The following is a 16,359-nucleotide window of genomic DNA, read 5'->3' as shown; positions in this document are numbered from 1 at the left end:
TTATAATTTAAAGCTCTATGTAAAAGAAAGAAGGAAATAGTATATGTCAAAGGCTAAAAAATCAGCAGTAATATTAATGATTATAACATTGATATCTAAGGTAACGGGCTTTCTTAGAGATATAATATTGGCAAAAAGCTTTGGAGCAAGCATTATAACTGATGCTTATATAACTGCGCTTAATATACCAGTTGTACTATTTACAGGGATAAGTGCATCATTAGGAACAACTTATATACCTATGTTTTTTAAAATTAAAACAGAAAAGGGACAAGATGAGGTAAATAAGTTTACAAGTAATGTTTTAAATATAGTAATAATTTTAAGTATACTTACAATAATTATAGGAAGTATATTTACGCCGTATATAGTAAAGATTTTTGCTATGGGATTTAAGGGTGAAGAATTAGAAATTACAACTAGATTTTCTAAAATACTTATAATTTCTATAATTTTTATAGCAACTAATGGATTAGTATCATCTTATTTATTAGCAAATGGAAGATTTTATATATCAGGATTAGTTACAATTCCATTTAATATAATATGTATACTGGCTATAATCATAGGAAGTTTTACAAATTCATATGTAATGGTATGGATAACTTTACTTGCGTATGTAGCTCAACTTTTATTTCAAATACCATTTCTTAAAAAAAGTGGGTATAAACATAAATTAAATGTTGATATAAAAGATGAAAATGTAAAAAATATAATTTATTTAATTTTACCTGTATTTTTAGGATCATATGTAAATCAAATAAATAGTGTTATAAATAGAACACTAGCTTCTACATTAGATACGGGGAGTATAACAGCTCTTAATTATGCTAATAAATTGAATATATTTGCTGTAGGCGTACTTGTTATATCTATTTCTACTGTTATGTATCCTATGCTTTCTAAATTTGCTAGCCAAAATAATATAAAGGCTTTTAAGTGGAGTTTAATAAGATGTATAAATATCGTTATAATTGTAATGGTACCTGTTATGATAGGAATGATTATATTTTCAACACCTACAGTTAGTTTTTTATTTGAAGGTGGATCATTTGATGCAAAAGATACATATTTAACATCAACTTCATTAATGTTTTATTCTTTTGGTATGGTAGCTTTTGGAATAAGAGATATAGTTTCAAGAGGATTTTATTCTTTGCAGGATACAAAGACACCTGTAAAAAATGCCATGGCAGCAGTATTTGTTGATATTATTTTTTCAATTATACTAATTAGAAAAATGGGAATAGGAGGGCTTGCATTATCGTCTTCTATATCTGTTATATTTGGAGCTATTTTACTTATAATATCTTTAAGACGTAAAGTAGGTAGATTAGGTATTAAAAGTAGTATAAATACATTTTTAAAAACTTTAATAGCATCTATAATTATGGGTATAATTGTAAAATATTTATATAACTTTATTTTTATAATAGGAGAAAATTTTATATATAAAGAAAAATATTTAATATTAATAGGATTAATTGTATGTAGTTTAGTAGGAGCAGTTATTTATTTAATATTAAGTGTTTTATTAAATATTACTGAAATTAAAGAAGTTATAGATCAGATAAAAAATAGATTTATAAATTTTATAAAAAAAGCGAGATAATAAAATCTTGCTTTTTAGTTTTATATACTTAAACAAGTATATGGTATAATTAAATATATAATAAATAGTTAAGATTTAGGGGTGATAAAATGAGCCTGGAAATATCAGAAAAAATATGCAGAGATAACATAAAGTATTTAAATTTACTTTCCAAACAGTATCCTACTATATCTCAGGCATCAACAGAAATAATTAAGTTAGAATCAATATTGAATCTACCTAAAGGTACAGAACATTTTCTATCAGATATACATGGAGAAAGCGAGCCATTTGTTCATGTATTAAAAAATGGTTCAGGTGTGGTTAAAAGAAAAATAGAAGAATTATTTGGGGATTCACTTATGGAAAGTGAGAAAAAGACTTTAGCAACTTTAGTTTATTACCCAGAACAGAAATTAGATATAGTTTTAAAGGAAGAAGAGAATATAAATGATTGGTATAGGGTTACTCTTCATAGAATAGTAGATTTATGTAGATATGCATCTACTAAATACACTAAGGATAAGGTTAGAAAGTATCTTCCTAAAGAATTTGCACACATAATAGAAGAACTATTAAACACAGATTATAATATTAATCATAAGAAAAAATACTACCAACAAATTATAAATACTATAATAGAAATCGATAAATCTAAAGAATTTATAATAGCTATATCAAAATTGATTCAAAGATTAGTTATAGATAGATTACATATAATTGGAGATATTTATGATAGAGGACCAAGACCTGATATAATAATAGATACTCTTATGGATTATCATAGTGTGGATATCCAATGGGGAAATCATGATATATTATGGATGGGAGCAGCAGCTGGACAAAAGGTATGTATAGCAAATGCTCTTAGAATTTCAGCTAGATATGCGAATTTAGATATAGTTGAAGATATATATGGAATAAATATTTTACCACTTGCTACATTTGCTTTAAATGTATATAAAGATGATCCATGTAAAGCTTTTTTACCTAAAATATCTGAAGGTGAATACAATAAAAATGAAATATCTTTAATAGCAAAAATGCATAAAGCTATATCTATAATTCAGTTTAAATTGGAAAATGAAGTAATAAAAAGAAGACCTGAATTTGAAATGGATCATAGATGTTTATTAAATAAAATAAATTATGAAACATCAACTATAAAAATAAATGGAAAAGAATATAAACTTAAAGATAGTAATTTCCCAACTATAGATCCTAAAGATCCTTGTAAGTTAACTAAAGAAGAAGAAGTTGTTATAGAAAAATTAAAATCATCTTTTGTAAATAGTGATAAACTTCAAAAACATACTTCATTTTTATTTTCTAAAGGGAGTATATACCTTAAATGTAATTCTAATTTATTATTCCATGGATGTATTCCTTTAAATGAAGATGGAAGCTTTAAAAAGTTTGTAATAAATAATGTTGAATATAGTGGTAAATCTTTGATGGACAAATTTGATTCACTAGCTAGAGAAGGATATCTTTATAGAGAAGGCAATAAACAAAAAGAGTATGGAATGGATATAATGTGGTATTTATGGACAGGGTGTGCATCTCCTTTATTTGGTAAAGATGATATGACAACATTTGAACGTTATTTTATCAATGAAAAAGAAACTCATAAAGAAAATAAAAATACATACTTTAAGTTAAGGGATACTGAAAATATGTGTAATATGATATTTGAAGAATTTGAATTAGATAAAAAAGAATCACATATAATAAATGGACATGTACCTGTTGAATGTAAAAAAGGTGAAAATCCAATAAAAGCAAATGGAAAACTAATAGCTATTGATGGTGGATTTTCAAGAGCATATCAACAAAAAACTGGTATCGCTGGATATACATTAATATATAACTCATATAGTCTTCAACTAGTATCACATCAACATTTTACAACTACAGAACAAGTTATACTTGAAGAAAGAGATATATTATCTACAACTTCAATTGTAGAAAGAAATATAAATAGAAAATATATAAGAGATACAGATATAGGTAAGGACATTCTTGAAAGTATAAAAGATTTAAAATTACTTCTTTTAGCATATCGAAAAGGTTTAGTGAAAGAATCTTTAAATTAATCTAAAAAAGGATTAATCCTAATTACTAGGATTAATCCTTTTAATTTATAATTAAATTCTAATCTTCCCAACACTCAGTACCAGATAAGCCATCTATAGATGATGCTTTAAATATAGGTTCTTTAGTACCAGATTTTTTTTGATTAGTATAATCTTTTAAAGCTAGAAAAGCAAATTTGCTAAGTCTAGCTATAGCATAAAGATTTATAATTGCCATAAATCCCATAAATAAATCTCCAAGGTTCCAAACTATATCAACTGCAGTTAAAGAACCAAATATAACCATAGCTATAACTAATACTCTATATGATGTTAATATAGTTTTATTTGTACTTATAAATTCTATATTTGATTGGCCATAGTAGTAATTACCTACTATAGAACTAAATGCAAATAAGAATGTACAAATAGCTATAAAGTAATTTCCGATAACTCCTATTTGAGAAGATAGTGCATATTGAGTTAATTGAATCCCAGCTAAATTAGCAGATGAATAATCACTGCATAATATTATTAATGCAGTACAACTACATATAACTATAGTATCTGTAAATACTCCAAGGGCTTGAACAAGACCTTGTTTAACTGGATGAGATGTTGTTGCAGCAGCAGCAGCATTAGGTGCACTACCCATACCAGCTTCATTAGAGAATAGACCTCTTTTTACACCCATAAGTATAGTTGTACCTATACCACCACCTGCTATAGCTTTTAATCCAAAAGCATTTTCTATAATAAGTTTAAAAATATCGGGTAATTTATCTATATTAATAGCTATTACAAATAATGAAACTAATATATAAGCTACTGCAAATACAGGAACTATAACTTCAGATATTTTAGCAACTCTATGTACTCCTCCGAATATTACAAGAGTTGTTAATATAGCAAGTATCACACCTATAACTATTTTGTCAACACCAAATGCAGCTCTAAAAGCTTCTGTTACTGTATTTGATTGTATTGCATTAAAAACAAATCCAAAGCTTATTGTTATAAGTATAGAAAAAGCAATACTTAAAAATTTACTATTAAGTCCTTTAGCTATATAGTAAGCAGGTCCACCCCTGAAACCTTCTTTATCTTTAACTTTATATATTTGAGCAAGAGTAGATTCAACAAAACTTGATGCTCCTCCTATTAAAGCTACTAACCACATCCAAAATACAGAACCAGGTCCACCTAATGTAATAGCAATTGCAATACCTGCAATATTACCTGTACCAACTCTAGATGCTGTACTTATGCAAAAGGCTTGAAAAGAAGATACCTGTTTTTTTTCCTTATTAGAAGGTGATGGAGCACCTAAAAGTCTTATCATTTCTTTAAAGTATCTAAATTGAACAAATTTACTTTTAAATGTAAAATAAATACCTAATGTTAATAATAGGACAATTAAAACATAGGACCATAAAAAATTGTTTAATGATAAAACTATGTTGTTAAAAATATTCAAATAAATCCCTCCTAAGTAAATATAATTTATTAAATTCTCAAAAAAGAAATTACGATGTAAATAAAATTCATTTTTACAAATTATATAATAAAAAGGAAAATAAATCAACACATAAAGCAATATATAAAGGCTGGGAAAACATTATCTATTATTAGAAAAATGAATAACACATAAATGAAATTGCAATAAAGTAAGAAAACTAATTAAAAAAGTCAAGTGTTTTATGTCTTTATATTAAAAAATGAAAGAATATGTATTCAATTAATTACTAAAAATAAGTTGAGAAAAAGTTATCATATATTAATTAAAATTACTTGATTCTACAAAAAAATAATTATATAATAATATATGTAATTAAATTTAATTTTATTTTGTTCATGAAAACGTAATTTAATACTAAGGAGTGTATATTATGGGCATATTTGATATATTCAAAAAGTCAAAACAAGAAGAATCTAAAGGGATAGTATCACCTACAAATGGAGAATTATTAGAAATAACTAAAGTTCCAGATGAAGTATTTTCAACTAAGATGATGGGTGATGGTTTTGCTATAAAATCAACTGATGGTATTATAGTATCTCCTGTAGATGGTAAAGTAGGAGTAATCTTTGAAACAAAGCATGCTATAATAATAGAATCTAAAGAGGGGAAAGAAGTACTTATACATTTAGGTATAGATACTGTTAATTTAAAAGGAGAAGGATTTGAAGTATTTGTAAATGTAGGTGATGAAGTTAAAGCTGGAGATAAATTAGTTAAAATGGATTTACCATTTATAGAATCTAATGCTAAATCATCAATAAGCCCAGTTATATTTACAAATTTAGAATCTAATGAATCTATAAAAGTTGTAGAAGGACCTGTTAAGGCTTTTGAAAGTGGTAGAGTAGAAATAGTTAAGTAATGTTAAAGAGTCTGCAAAACAGGCTCTTTTATTTTTAAAAATTTATTCATAAAATTTTTCTTAATTACATATATATTAATAAAAGATTTATATTTAACTAAGGGGGAAAATTTTATGAAAAGCCAATTAATAAGAGATTTACATTCTGTAAATATAAGGAGACATCCAATAACTAGAAAAAAATTAGAGAGTTTAAAAACTTCAGAAATAGTTAACATATGGTTTGAATATTTTAAAAAAGAAGAAAAATAAATTAGATATATAAAAAATAAGAAAGTCATAATTTATGACTTTCTTATTTTTTATACTTTATAGGCTCATTATAAGTTACACCTTTAGTATCAACTTTTATAGAATTTATTATAAATATTTGACCTTTAGATCCTAAATCTTCTATTTTATGTACTAGATCAAGATTTTTTATTACTTTTCCAAAACTAGCATATTTTCCATTAAGATGAGGGGATGATTTAGTTACAATGAAAAATTGACTACCAGCACTATTTTTAGACTGACTTCTGGCCATTGATAAAACGCCTTCTGTATGTTTTAAATCATTTTTAAATTTATTTTTAGTAAACTCACCTTCTATTGTATATCCAGGACCGCCCATACCTGATCCTTCAGGACATCCACCTTGTATAACAAAGTTTTTAACAACTCTATGAAATGTTAAGCCATTATAAAAATTACTATTAGCTAGATGAATAAAATTGTTTACTGTATTTGGAGCTATATGAGGATAAAGTTCAGCCTCTATAATTCCTACATTTAAAACATCTATGTAAGCTATAGGTAATTCTTTAGGTGCTACTTTAATCTCATCAGATATTTGATTTTTAGATATGCCAAGTAGATTTAACACTTTAGATAACAAATTATTTTTTTTATTCATAAAAATCACCCTTCAAATTTTTTTATATTTTAGATTATAGCATATAAATATTTTAATTTAAAAAAGATTTGTATAAGTGAACTAATGTTTGTTTATAATTTAATTTATATAATATAAAGGAGGTAATGTATTGAATAGTATTATTTTAGTAGGAAGATTAACTAAAGACCCAGAAATAAAATATATAGGTGAAAAAGGAATTCCAGTTGCTAATTTTATATTAGCAGTTGATAGAAAAATAAAAAATGGAAGTAAATATCAAAAAACAGATTTTATAAAAATTGAAGCGTGGAAAGAAGCCGTTGAAATTTGTATAAATAAATTAAAAAAAGGAAGTTTAATTTCTCTTACAGGAGAACTTAGAATAGATGAATATAAAGATAAAGAAGGTAAAAATAAATACATAACTAAAGTTATTACTTATAATATAAACTTATTAAAACAGGGTAATAATCAGTTTAATGGAATAGATATATTTAAAAATGATGATAAAGTTGCATTAAATGAATCAGCATTACCTTTTTAATTAAAATATTCCTATTTTATTATTTAAGATAAGTATATGATAAATTTATGAAATACCTATAAATGTATAATAAATTAAGAAACATATTAAGGTTTTAATAAATAATACTAGATGATATAATAAATAAGATAGATTGTTAATATAGAATTAATAAGAAAATTAATAATATAAAATTAGACAAAATTAAGGAGAAGCAAGATGAGTAGGAATTTAGAGATATCATATTCATTTGGGTATGTATATGATAAAAGTAAACTTATAGTACTATGTCCAGTTGGTTCAAACACTATAAATGAAGAAGAATATGAAATGGAAGTTGAAGTAGCTTTTCTTGAAGAGGGTATAGAATGTGCATTTGAACAAGAAGATATAAATGAAGCTAATGAAATTATAAAACCTCTTGAAACGTTTTTAATGAAACCAAATAAGATTATACCATTAGTAACTAGTATAAAAGATGTTGAAACTAAAGAAGAGCTAAATAAACTTTTAAATGATTTTGATGAAGAATATGGTGTAAAATCAAGTTACATAAAAAAAGGATATGAAATATGTGATATATACGATGTATTTCAAAATGTAGTAAATTACATACCAAAAGAAAATATTGAAAATTTAAATATATTAAAAATAGAAGCTGAAAAATTTGATTTAAAATCATTTATAGAAATAACTAGAGAGAATTTAGATGATGAATTAGATTCTAGTTTAATTCCTTTAATTATGAGAAAAAGTACACTTACAGATAGACTTTTTGTAAAAGAAGATAATCAAACTTTAAATAATTGTGATCTAAATGAAAAAACTTTATTAAATGCACTAGAGAAAAATAGCTTATATACTGTATTTGGATTAGAATCAAGTTCATCTTCTGAAGAAATTTTATGTGCAAATAAAGAAATAGTTAAAGATATAAACATAGATATGGGAGATTTAGAAATTTCTCAGGTGAGAGACTTTGGATATATTATTGAAAAAAACAATGAATATTTATGTTTTAAAATAGCTAATTTTAATCATGAAGCAGCTAATAATCAAAAAATAGCACAAGTAGTTGATTACAGTGGAATATTTAAATTAATGATGATAAATTTTATAAATCAATTTGTAAAATAAGGCCAGTTAAAGGCCTTATTTTATTGTGATAAATGCGCTAAACTTGCACTAAAATTACATATATGATAAAATTCAAATGTTAATTTAATACTATAAGAAACAGGTGATAAAATGCTTAATGAAACTAAAGAGTTATTAAAAAATTTCTATGAATTAGATGATGAAATATTTAATCTATCTAATGAAGTTATGGATGATATAAAGGACAGATTTGAAGAAATAAAAGAAGTAAGAGAGTATAATCAATATAAAGTTTTAAAGGCTATGCAAGAAGCTAATTTAAGTGATAATCATTTTAACTGGACTACAGGGTATGGATACAATGATATAGGTCGTGAAAAAATAGAAGAAATATACTCGAAGGTATTTAATACAGAAGATGCTATAGTAAGACCTATAATAGTTAATGGAACTCATGCTCTAACACTTTGCTTACAAGGTATAGTAAGACCGGGAGATGAGATATTATCAGTTACAGGTAAGCCATATGATACATTAGAAGGTGTTATAGGAATAAGAGAAGAAAAAGGATCTTTAAAAGAGTTTGGAGTTACATATAATCAAGTTGACTTTTTAGAAAATGGAGAAGTTGATTTAAAAGGAATAAAAGAAAAAATAAATGATAAAACTAAATTAGTTATGATACAAAGATCTAAAGGATATTCTTGGAGAAAATCTTTAACAATAGCTGATATAAAAGAAATTATAGATACTGTAAAAAATATAAAATCAGAAGTTATAGTAATGGTTGATAATTGCTATGGTGAGTTTATAGAAACTAAAGAACCAACAGATGTAGGTGCTGATATAATGGCAGGTTCATTAATAAAAAATCCAGGTGGAGGACTTGCTTTAACTGGTGGATATATAGTTGGTAAAAAAGAACTAGTAGAACTTATATCATATAGACTTACATCTCCAGGAATAGGAAAAGAATGTGGGCTTACATTTGGAACTAGTAGAACAGTTTTACAAGGATTTTTCCTAGCACCATATATAGTTTCTCAAGCTTTAATGGGTGCAATATTCTGTTCTAGAATGTTTGAGAAATTAGGATATGATGTTCTTCCTAAATATGATGATTTAAGAAGTGATATAATACAATGTGTAAGATTAAATAATGCAGAAGAAGTTATAGCATTTTGTCAGGGAGTACAAGCAGCTGCACCAGTTGACTCATATGTAAAACCAGAACCATGGGCTATGCCAGGGTATGATAGTGAAGTTATAATGGCAGCAGGTGCATTTATACAAGGCTCATCTATAGAGTTAAGTGCAGATGCACCAATAAAACCTCCATATAATGTTTATTTCCAAGGTGGACTTACATTTGAACACTCTAAAATGGGAACTTTAAAAGCATATCAACATATGAAGAAGAATAGATAATAAAAAACCCTCAATAAAGAGGGTTTTTATTTTTTAAAGTCTATTAACTTACCTTCAAATAAGTCTTTGTGTTTTATATTTATATTAAATTCTTTTGATAAAACTCTTATAGCACCTAATTCTTTATGAGTAACTATAGATATTGCATCTCCTTTGTTATTTCCTCTAGCAGTTCTTCCACATCTATGAATATACTCATTACTACTAACTGGAAAATCTAGATTAAATATATGAGTTACATCTTTAATATCAAGTCCTCTAGCTGATAAGTCTGACGAAACTAAAACTTTAGCTTTACCTGTTTTAAATTTATATAAAGCATTTTTTCTATCTTCTTTAGTCATTCTTCCATATATACAAACTGAGTTTCTATTATGGAAGTTTAGTTTTTCATTTATTGTTTCTATACTTTCTTCATTGTTTACAAATACTATGGCTTTTTTAGGATTTACAGCAGCTAATGACTTTCTAAGAAGTTTGAATTTATCTCTTTTATCACCTAATAAATACATATGATTTATATTTTTATTAACTATTGTATTAGGTGTAGTATTTAATATTTTAGGATCTTTCATTATTTCCTTTAATATATCAATGCATTTAGAATTAGTACTAGCAGAAAATGCTAACAATTGTCTATCTCTTAGAGTACATTTGATGATATCTTTAACGGTATTTGTATTTTTACCAATAACTAAATTATCAACCTCATCTAAAACTATAGTTTTTACATTATGTACCTTTAATTTTCTCTGTTTTATTAAATCAAGTATTCTACCAGTAGTACCAACTACTATATGAGGTTTTACATCTTTTATATTCTTTATTTGCTTTTGTATATTAACTTCACCCATTAAAGGTAATGTAGTAACATTTATACTAGAATTTTGAGAAAGTAACTTAATTTGATTTACTATTTGCATAACAAGTTCATGTGTTGGAGCTAAAATCATAACTTGAGTTTCTCTTTTAGTAGTATCTATTTTTTCAAATAAAGGAAGTAAATAAGCTAGAGTTTTACCACTTCCTGTTTGAGATTGTACTATTAAATCTTTATGATTTTTTATATCTTCAAAAACAAGGGATTGAACTTTATTTAAATTGTTTATACCTTGTTTTTGTAATGCTTTAACTAAGTTTGAATCTAAATTTATGTCTTTAAGTTTGTTCATTTTTTACTCCTTTTTTATATATTATTACTAAATTAGATTTATAGTATAACACTAAATTAGATATAATTCAAAAGTATTAATAAAGAGTAAATAAATTTGAATTATTATACAATGTTGTACTATAATATACTTTATGAAATTTAAAAAGGAGCATAAGCGTATGGGCAACAAAGGTGATGAAATTTTATTAAAATTAATTTTATGGAGAGAAGTTTTATATATACCTATATATACTGTATTATATGACTATTTAAGTTATTTATTTTGGATAGTAGTAATAATAGATCGTTTCATAAACTTATTGATAATAGCTAAAAATATAAATATAGATGAGCTATTTGATAACCTTTTAAAATCATATGAAGATATAGATGATAGGTTTAGCAATTTAACTAAATTAGGGTTATTTACTATAATAACTACACCTATACTATACATATTAACCCTTATAAATAAACCAAAATTATTTTTAATACTTATAATTTTAGAAGCATCGGATTTTATAGTGTTAAAATTAATAGAAAAAGATTTTAAATTTAAACAAAAAAAATACAAATAATAATATAAATTCCTATAGATATGGAATTTATATAAAAAGGGTATCTAATTAGATACCCTTTTTATATAAATTATTCTTTTACAAATACATCTACGAATGTATAATTATAAACTTTAGATTTTAATAATTAAAGCATTTTTTCTACATAGACTCTGTTAGTAATTTTTAATACCAATGATTTACTAAAAATGAAGCTATATTTTCAAAAGGGATTTCTTCAGTTTTAAGAAGGCTTTGAACCACTAATCCATCAACTATAGAAACTAATAAAAAAGACAATGAATCTGAATTTTTATCATTTGTTTTTTCTATTTCTGACTTTAAAGTATTTCTCCATTTTATATAGTTATTTCTTATTCTATGTCTAAGTTCCTCATTAGAAGTTATAGCTTCACAAAGAATATACATATGTATTCTACCTCTACCACCTATGGTAGATATTTTATCCATTATTGAACTGATTAAGTCTTCTTTTGAATGAGTACATCCAATATTTTGAACACAGTCTAATACTGAACTAGTTATTACAGATAAATGCATATCAGCAATATCATATATTAAATCATTTTTTGAAGAGTAATAATAATAGAGTGTACCTTTACTTATTCCTACTAATTTAGATATATCAGCAAGACTTGTATTTTTAATTCCGTTTTTAGTTATAAGTTCAGATGCAGCTAATAAAATAGTTTGTTTCATATTATTTGATTGCTTCATATAATTTACCTTTCCTTATAATACCTTTAAATTAAGTAATATTATAATATTATGCAAATTTATTGTCAATTAACCTAAATGTGTGTATAGAAAGGTTAAAAATATTTTATGTTTAAAACTAACTATCTTGAGGTAAATAATAAATAGATTAAAAATAATTGACTAAAAATTTTGGAGGAACTAAAGATGAAAGCATTTGTAGATAAAAATATATGTATAGGATGTGGAGCATGTGAAGGAATATGCCCAGAAGTATTTGAAATGGATGATGATGGATTAGCAGTTGCTATAGATAAAGAGATATCAGCTGAATTAGAAGAAAGTGCAGTAGAAGCACAAGAAGGATGTCCTGTAAGCGCTATAACAGTAGAATAATTATATAAAATATAACAAAATGTCTATAAGTAAAGCTTATAGACATTTTTTATTTTATAAAAATAATATAAATTAAGAAAAAATGAACTTATATGAAGGTTATATTAAATTAATATATAAATTAAATAGAAATAATATTATAAACATATAGAATAAATATTTATTAGTAGTTAGGGGGATTTATATGAAATTATGGGAGAATATACATATAGATGGAATTAATAGGGTAGAGGCAAGGTCTCATTTTTAAAATTTTCCATCAAAGGAGTTAGCTTTAATAGGAGATAAAAAATATACTTACAATTTTAAAAGTTTAAATGGAAACTGGAAATTCTTGTTTTTAAATGCACCAGAATATTCACCAAAAGATTTTTATAAAGAAGATTTTAATATAGATTCATGGGATGAAATTGTAGTGCCTGGGAATTGGCAAATACAAGGATATGGTAATATGCATTATACAGACCTTTGTTACAATTTTCCTATAAATCCTCCATATGTTCCAACTGAAAATCCAACAGGTATATATAAAAGGAAATTTAACATAGATAAATCTTGGATGAAAGAATAATTATTAAATTTAATGGAGTAGACTCAGCGTATAATTTATGGATAAATGGGAAAGAAGTAGGATACAGTAAAGGGGCTAGGATACAGTCTGAATTTGATATTACAAATTATATTAGACTTGGAGAAAATGAATGTACTGTAAGAGTTTATCAGTGGAGTGATGGAACTTACTTAGAGGATCAAGATATGTGGTGGTTAAGTGGAATATTTAGAGATGTAGAAATTTTTACAGAACCTTTGTATGGAATCGAAGATTTAACTATAAATACAGATTTAGATGATAGATATGAAGATGCAATCTTAACTGTAAATCTAAAATTTAGAATGTTTGACAGTCAAAATTTAGAATTTGAATTATTAGATAAAAATAAAAATACTGTTTTTTAAGATATTTTAGATACAAAAAATAAATTAAGTTTTAGTAAACAAGTTAAAAATCCATTGAAATGGACAGCTGAAGATCCAAATTTATATACATTAATTATAAGTGTATATGATAAAAATAAAAAATTAATTCAAGTTATACCTCAAAAAGTTGGATTTAGGAAAATAGAGATAAAAGGCGAAGTATTTACTGTAAATGGAGTTTTAATTAAACTTAAAGGAGTTAATAGGTATGATTACAATCCTAAAAATGGAAGGGTTGTAGCTAAAGATGAGATTGAAAAAGATATAATATTAATGAAACAACATAATATAAATGCTATAAGAACATCACATTACCCAAATTCTGAGTATTTTTATGAATTATGTGATGAATATGGGATGTATGTAATAGATGAAGCTGACTTAGAGTGCCATGGTTTTGAATTAACAGATAATTACTCTTGGATAATTGACGATGAAAATTGGGAGCTAGCTTATGTAAGTAGAATTGAACGTATGATTAAAAGAGATAAAAATCATACTTGTATATTGATGTGGTCACTTGGAAATGAATCATCTTTTGGATGTAATTTTAAGGCTATGGCAAAAAAGTGCAAAGAACTAGATCCTACCAGAATAATACACTATGAAGGCGATTTTAAAATAGATGATAAAGATGGTCCAGTATCTGAGGTTTATAGTACTATGTACACTTGGATAGAACATGAAGATAATAAATTAATGGACAAGATAATAAATGATATAAAAAAACCACACATATTATGTGAATATGCACATGCAATGGGAAATGGACCAGGTAATTTAAAAGAATATCAAAATTTATTTTATAAATATGATAAGTTACAAGATATACAATATAAAAGAAGATAATAAAGTCATAAAAAGTGGTAGATTGAGTATGCCTGATATTCCAGGAAAAGAATCTAAACAAATAAAAATACCTTATAGTTTAAATTTTAAGAAAACTAGTGGAGCAACTTACTACTTAAATATATCTTATGTATTAAAAAATGATTTGAATTGGGCAAAGTCTAATTATGAATTAGCAACAGCTCAATTTGAATTGCCTATAAAAACAGAAAAGTTAAAAATATATCCAAATTCAAGTTTAGAAATAATTAAAGATAATTATAAATTAATAGCAAAAGGGGACGAATTTAAAGTTGTATTTGACTTGGTAAAAGGAAATATTATAGAAATTGTTAAAGATAATTATAAAATAGTTGAGCAAGGTCCAAAGCTTAATTTTTGGAGAGCACCCATAGACAATGATATGTACATATTAAAAGATTATAAAGAAAAATATTTTATGCATTTAATGCATGAGGTTGTAAGAGATGTTAAATATAGTATAAAAAATAATGTATTGACATTTAGTGTAGATGTTATAAATGGCACAACTAACTCATCTTGGTATTATAAATCTAAATATGAATATAAAGTATTTGGAAGTGGGGATATATTATTTAAAGTTAGTGGTATACCTAGTGGAAAAATAGAAAATGCACCTAATATGATACCTAGAATAGGTGTAAAAATGAATATAAATAAAGATTTAGAAATTGTAACGTATAAAGGCAGAGGTCCAGGAGAATCATATCCTGATAGTAAAGAAGCTAACTTATTTGGTGTATATGAAAGCAATATAGATAAATTATTTACAAATTATGTAAAACTTCAAGAAAATGGAAATAGAAGTGATTGTTCGTGGGTTAGTTTAAGAAATGATAGGGGAATAAGCTTTATGGCTGTAGCTAATGATAAATTTGACTTTAGTGCATCTTATTATGAAATAAAAGATTTGGAGTATGCTAAGCACACTATAGATTTAGTAAAAAGAGATTATATAGTATTTAATATAGACTATAAACAAAATGGACTTGGAAGTAATTCTTGTGGGCAATGGCAACTAGATAAATACAGATGTAAATTTGAAGAATTCAATTTAGAGTTTAGGCTTAGTATATTTAATAACAAAGAAGTTAGCGAAGTAAGCTTAGGAAGAGAAATAATTAAAACACATTAAATTAAAATAAAAAGAGAACTCATATGAGTTCTCTTTTTATTTTAATTTTGATATTATCTTTGCAAGGTTAGAAACTAAATCTTCCATTGATAATAAATCTTCATCTGAAAGTGTCATCAATTTAGATAAAAGTATATCTTTAAGTCTTTTTTTATGTTCTACAGCCATATCATGAGCTTTTTGAGTTAAATCTATTCTAACTATTCGTCTATCATTAGGGTCTTCTTTTCTATATACTAAACCTTCACTTAAAAGCTTGTCTATAACAGGTGTCATATTCGGTTTTGAAATTTCAAGTTTAGAAGCTATATCAGATATAGAAGATGAACCATTATTAAAAAGATAGAATATAACCTTTACATGAGATGGAGGAAGGGGAGAACATTTAACCATTTTATCTTGATTAAAAACTTTGCTATTTAATTGCATTAGTAAAGTGAATAAGTCATCCGATATCTTAGTTAAATCTATATTACTCATACAAAAAACTCCTTTAATATATAATTATATAATTATATTATTATTATAAACCAAAAGAATGCTTAATACAATTTAAAAAAGTTATTGACTTATAATT

At 25.2% G+C, this 16,359-nt stretch carries 16 protein-coding genes and 1 pseudogene; 12 read left to right on the top strand and 5 right to left on the bottom strand.

Translation table 11 applies throughout. From position 1 onward, the window contains the following. The first annotated feature begins 43 nt into the window (after positions 1 to 43). Together murJ and ABFX13_RS02415 are read left to right on the top strand one after the other, a co-directional pair. Positions 44 to 1,612: a murein biosynthesis integral membrane protein MurJ gene (gene murJ, locus ABFX13_RS02420; RefSeq protein ID WP_346041842.1), complete on the top strand. Its 1,569-nt coding sequence runs from the start codon at positions 44 to 46 to the stop codon at positions 1,610 to 1,612. Positions 1,613 to 1,701: 89 nt separating this feature from the next. After that, on the top strand, positions 1,702 to 3,687 hold the full coding sequence (locus ABFX13_RS02415) for a fructose-1,6-bisphosphatase (RefSeq protein ID WP_346041837.1): 1,986 nt from the start codon (positions 1,702 to 1,704) through the stop codon (positions 3,685 to 3,687). 58 nt (positions 3,688 to 3,745) lie between these two features. Here ABFX13_RS02415 and ABFX13_RS02410 read toward each other — a convergent pair whose 3' ends face one another. Continuing rightward, the gene (locus ABFX13_RS02410) at positions 3,746 to 5,143 is read right to left on the bottom strand and encodes an alanine/glycine:cation symporter family protein (protein ID WP_346041833.1); all 1,398 of its coding nucleotides are present in this window, start codon (positions 5,141 to 5,143) and stop codon (positions 3,746 to 3,748) included. A 412-nt stretch (positions 5,144 to 5,555) separates the two neighbouring features. Here ABFX13_RS02410 and ABFX13_RS02405 point away from each other — a divergent pair, with 412 nt between their 5' ends. Further along, entirely contained in the window at positions 5,556 to 6,050 is a 495-nt protein-coding gene (locus tag ABFX13_RS02405) for a PTS sugar transporter subunit IIA (RefSeq protein ID WP_346041829.1), read from the top strand. Positions 6,051 to 6,164: 114 nt separating this feature from the next. Continuing rightward, the gene (locus tag ABFX13_RS02400; protein WP_346041826.1) at positions 6,165 to 6,302 is read left to right on the top strand and encodes a hypothetical protein; all 138 of its coding nucleotides are present in this window, start codon (positions 6,165 to 6,167) and stop codon (positions 6,300 to 6,302) included. Positions 6,303 to 6,345: 43 nt separating this feature from the next. On the opposite strand, the gene ABFX13_RS02395 is transcribed toward ABFX13_RS02400, so the two are convergent. Beyond that, positions 6,346 to 6,945: a peptidylprolyl isomerase gene (locus tag ABFX13_RS02395; protein WP_346041822.1), complete on the bottom strand. Its 600-nt coding sequence runs from the start codon at positions 6,943 to 6,945 to the stop codon at positions 6,346 to 6,348. 130 nt (positions 6,946 to 7,075) lie between these two features. On the opposite strand from ABFX13_RS02395, the gene ABFX13_RS02390 reads away from it, so the two are divergent. The 3 genes from ABFX13_RS02390 (at position 7,076) to ABFX13_RS02380 (ending at position 9,976) form a co-directional block, all read left to right on the top strand. Then, positions 7,076 to 7,471, top strand: a complete 396-nt coding sequence (locus tag ABFX13_RS02390) for a single-stranded DNA-binding protein (RefSeq protein ID WP_346041819.1) — start codon at positions 7,076 to 7,078, stop codon at positions 7,469 to 7,471. Positions 7,472 to 7,669: 198 nt separating this feature from the next. Then, on the top strand, positions 7,670 to 8,587 hold the full coding sequence (locus ABFX13_RS02385) for a hypothetical protein (protein ID WP_346041816.1): 918 nt from the start codon (positions 7,670 to 7,672) through the stop codon (positions 8,585 to 8,587). Between the two features lie 111 nt (positions 8,588 to 8,698). Continuing rightward, positions 8,699 to 9,976: a methionine gamma-lyase family protein gene (locus tag ABFX13_RS02380; RefSeq protein ID WP_346041814.1), complete on the top strand. Its 1,278-nt coding sequence runs from the start codon at positions 8,699 to 8,701 to the stop codon at positions 9,974 to 9,976. 26 nt (positions 9,977 to 10,002) lie between these two features. Here ABFX13_RS02380 and ABFX13_RS02375 read toward each other — a convergent pair whose 3' ends face one another. Continuing rightward, on the bottom strand, positions 10,003 to 11,148 hold the full coding sequence (locus ABFX13_RS02375; RefSeq protein WP_346041810.1) for a DEAD/DEAH box helicase: 1,146 nt from the start codon (positions 11,146 to 11,148) through the stop codon (positions 10,003 to 10,005). Between the two features lie 160 nt (positions 11,149 to 11,308). On the opposite strand from ABFX13_RS02375, the gene ABFX13_RS02370 reads away from it, so the two are divergent. Continuing rightward, entirely contained in the window at positions 11,309 to 11,707 is a 399-nt protein-coding gene (locus ABFX13_RS02370) for a hypothetical protein (protein ID WP_346041808.1), read from the top strand. 165 nt (positions 11,708 to 11,872) lie between these two features. Here the strand turns inward: ABFX13_RS02370 and ABFX13_RS02365 are convergent, their stop codons facing one another. Then, positions 11,873 to 12,406 carry a TetR/AcrR family transcriptional regulator gene (locus ABFX13_RS02365; RefSeq protein ID WP_346041805.1) on the bottom strand — a complete coding sequence of 178 codons (534 nt, stop codon included), beginning with the start codon at positions 12,404 to 12,406 and terminating at the stop codon, positions 11,873 to 11,875. A gap of 204 nt (positions 12,407 to 12,610) precedes the next feature. On the opposite strand from ABFX13_RS02365, the gene ABFX13_RS02360 reads away from it, so the two are divergent. From ABFX13_RS02360 to ABFX13_RS02340, 4 genes and pseudogenes are all read left to right on the top strand, one after another. Next, positions 12,611 to 12,799, top strand: a complete 189-nt coding sequence (locus ABFX13_RS02360; protein ID WP_346041802.1) for a ferredoxin — start codon at positions 12,611 to 12,613, stop codon at positions 12,797 to 12,799. 334 nt (positions 12,800 to 13,133) lie between these two features. Next, positions 13,134 to 13,756, top strand: a pseudogene (locus ABFX13_RS14735) (sugar-binding domain-containing protein). 3 nt (positions 13,757 to 13,759) lie between these two features. Beyond that, entirely contained in the window at positions 13,760 to 14,626 is an 867-nt protein-coding gene (locus ABFX13_RS02345) for a glycoside hydrolase family 2 TIM barrel-domain containing protein (RefSeq protein ID WP_346042416.1), read from the top strand. Continuing rightward, positions 14,589 to 15,782 carry a beta-galactosidase small subunit-related protein gene (locus tag ABFX13_RS02340; RefSeq protein WP_346041787.1) on the top strand — a complete coding sequence of 398 codons (1,194 nt, stop codon included), beginning with the start codon at positions 14,589 to 14,591 and terminating at the stop codon, positions 15,780 to 15,782. The genes ABFX13_RS02345 and ABFX13_RS02340 overlap by 38 nt, the downstream gene beginning before the upstream one ends. A gap of 36 nt (positions 15,783 to 15,818) precedes the next feature. On the opposite strand, the gene ABFX13_RS02335 is transcribed toward ABFX13_RS02340, so the two are convergent. Then, a complete protein-coding gene (locus ABFX13_RS02335) occupies positions 15,819 to 16,262 on the bottom strand; it encodes a MarR family winged helix-turn-helix transcriptional regulator (RefSeq protein ID WP_346041784.1) in 444 nt (147 codons plus the stop codon). Positions 16,263 to 16,359: the final 97 nt, after the last annotated feature.

It is taken from the genome of Paraclostridium tenue (assembly GCF_039521565.1).
In the GTDB taxonomy this organism is placed as follows: Bacteria; Bacillota; Clostridia; order Peptostreptococcales; family Peptostreptococcaceae; genus Paraclostridium; species Paraclostridium tenue.
Note: the sequence above shows the minus strand (reverse complement) of the source record. Positions and strands in the feature narration are given on the sequence as shown.

Bases quoted from the DNA above. Each gene is read 5' to 3' on its own strand.
- ABFX13_RS02360 (WP_346041802.1), top strand. From the start codon at position 12,611: ATGAAAGCATTTGTAGATAAAAATATATGTATAGGATGTGGAGCATGT.
- murJ (WP_346041842.1), top strand. From the start codon at position 44: ATGTCAAAGGCTAAAAAATCAGCAGTAATATTAATGATTATAACATTG.
- ABFX13_RS02340 (WP_346041787.1), top strand. From the start codon at position 14,589: ATGATAAGTTACAAGATATACAATATAAAAGAAGATAATAAAGTCATA.
- ABFX13_RS02370 (WP_346041808.1), top strand. From the start codon at position 11,309: ATGGGCAACAAAGGTGATGAAATTTTATTAAAATTAATTTTATGGAGA.
- ABFX13_RS02375 (WP_346041810.1), bottom strand. From the start codon at position 11,148: ATGAACAAACTTAAAGACATAAATTTAGATTCAAACTTAGTTAAAGCA.
- ABFX13_RS02415 (WP_346041837.1), top strand. From the start codon at position 1,702: ATGAGCCTGGAAATATCAGAAAAAATATGCAGAGATAACATAAAGTAT.
- ABFX13_RS02380 (WP_346041814.1), top strand. From the start codon at position 8,699: ATGCTTAATGAAACTAAAGAGTTATTAAAAAATTTCTATGAATTAGAT.
- ABFX13_RS02395 (WP_346041822.1), bottom strand. From the start codon at position 6,945: ATGAATAAAAAAAATAATTTGTTATCTAAAGTGTTAAATCTACTTGGC.
- ABFX13_RS02400 (WP_346041826.1), top strand. From the start codon at position 6,165: ATGAAAAGCCAATTAATAAGAGATTTACATTCTGTAAATATAAGGAGA.
- ABFX13_RS02365 (WP_346041805.1), bottom strand. From the start codon at position 12,406: ATGAAACAAACTATTTTATTAGCTGCATCTGAACTTATAACTAAAAAC.
- ABFX13_RS02405 (WP_346041829.1), top strand. From the start codon at position 5,556: ATGGGCATATTTGATATATTCAAAAAGTCAAAACAAGAAGAATCTAAA.
- ABFX13_RS02335 (WP_346041784.1), bottom strand. From the start codon at position 16,262: ATGAGTAATATAGATTTAACTAAGATATCGGATGACTTATTCACTTTA.
- ABFX13_RS02385 (WP_346041816.1), top strand. From the start codon at position 7,670: ATGAGTAGGAATTTAGAGATATCATATTCATTTGGGTATGTATATGAT.